The organism is Thermogutta sp. (genome assembly GCF_039793925.1).
GTDB lineage: Bacteria > Planctomycetota > Planctomycetia > Pirellulales > Thermoguttaceae > Thermogutta.
In genome coordinates, this window is record NZ_JBAMME010000015.1 from 1 (window position 1) to 1,808 (window position 1,808).

Here is a 1,808-nt window from a genome sequence, read left to right on the forward strand (position 1 = left end):
TGACCGTTGGCCGTTTCCTGCCGCTGGTACCGGGTGAGCCCACCGGCCGCATCGGCGATGGCCACCACCCGCCCCATGCCGTCGTAGGCTATGCTCGCCGTGCGACCTAAAGCCGCCAGCACCCTACGAACGGGCCGTCCAATGTCGGCCACCCTCTCAAGCGCTATCCACGGCTTCTTCTTCGCGTTGGCCCGGACCCGGTCCCCCTTGATCGCGCCGGGGGGGCCACAGTATTTGGGCACTAAACAAAACGAGCACACCTGCTCCAGCCAAAGTTGCCAGATAGAGAAGCCGCCACGTTCTTGCTTCCGAAAAGACCGCCAGTAACCCGGGGTCCCTTTTTCTCCAAAGGGCAACCATACAGGATGACGCGCTCGCTCTATCCTTCACCTTGAAATTGCCGCACTCCGTAAACAGGATCCCCGGCCGCAGAACCTCACCTGTATGAGCCCATAACCCGAACGCAAGCACCGCTGCAAGGGGAAGCATCGCAAAGCGTCCTTGGGGACGTCTTTCTTGCAGAATGCTCCGGAATGCCAAGCAGTACACCAAAAACGAAAGGCCTCCAAGAACTAACCCAGGGTCTCCGTAAAAGACCGTGCGCGCAAGACCACCGCCAAGAGCCGTGAACCCTGCGGTTATGAAGTCGCGGAGGTTCCTCGCAATACTCCCGCCTTGGGCAAACGAGTTTATCACGTCCTCGTTGCCATAAAAAACCGCAATGCCGAACACTTCGGTCATGGTCCCAGCAACGTCCACCTCCCATAAAAGCACATACCCCAGCCCGAGCACAAATGCTACAGGAACAACCAGGCGCTCGCACAGCCTCCACACCCTATGAGCACTGGCAAGCCCACCCTCGACCCGTTTATGCACAAAAAAACCGACAACAACCCCCACCGTAACCCCAAGAATCGATAGGCCAACCACGACACCTTGTTCCGAAAGACTGTATTCCCAAACCTGCTCCGAAACGTCGAATCCTCCAAAGACTCGGTTCGAAATACCCAAGGTGGTTACCTGATCAAACAAAAACCAACAAGAGCCCATCAGTACGCCCCGCAACGACCCAAGGAACAGCACATTGACAATGGCCCACAATGGGAACACTAAAACTGCCTCACTCGATCCTAATGTGAGGAGCATTTCGGAGCTTTTGCTCACCTCTCTGTTCACCACCCTCTCCAATCCTTCGCTGACAACAACGACCAGGAAGTGCAACATATATATGGAGACGATAAGCTCAGCAAGCGCCTGCCACACATGCCGCAGAGCTGAAACCATCCGTAGACGCATCATTATGCCAAGCCTTCACCTGTACGGAGGTGGACCGGGTTTCCCTGGGTACCACGGCGGGAATTTGTCCTTCGATTTGGGCGGTCCTGGCACCGGGAGGGGCGGAGTCTCAGGCGGAGAATATTTCCGAGGCGAAGGCCAGCCTCCCGTGCTTGCGGTTAGTCCGCACCACTTCACCGCTTTCTGGCACTCTGGGATTCGCTGAAAGCATTTCTTGAAACGCTCACCCGAGAAGAAACCCGACTCCCGATCCCCGAGGCAAATCTCGAACTGCTCGTTTTCGCAAGCCTTTTCGTTGTCCTCCTCCTGTTGTTTGCACCGTTCCGCCTTCTCCCAGCACCTTTCGATCCATTTCTTGCAAAAGTGGGATAGGACCGATTCACCTTCAGGGTCCAATGAGTTTATGGAGTCCGAGAAAGCGTAACCGAAAAGATTGAGCCCAGAAGGAGCAAAAAGCAGCGGATCCTTCGTGGTCCATCGCCCTACGGAGGGGTCGTAATCCCGGGCGCCGA

General features: G+C 56.3%; 1 protein-coding gene. It reads right to left on the reverse strand.

What is annotated here, in order from left to right; all coding sequences use genetic code 11:
- Positions 1-156: 156 nt before the first annotated feature.
- Positions 157-1,299, reverse strand: a complete 1,143-nt coding sequence (locus ABJK56_RS00730) for a hypothetical protein (protein WP_347242753.1) — start codon at positions 1,297-1,299, stop codon at positions 157-159.
- Positions 1,300-1,808: the final 509 nt, after the last annotated feature.

What these genes read in the sequence shown, in the direction of transcription:
- ABJK56_RS00730 (WP_347242753.1), bottom strand. Translation starts at nt 1,299, where the DNA reads ATGATGCGTCTACGGATGGTTTCAGCTCTGCGGCATGTGTGGCAGGCG.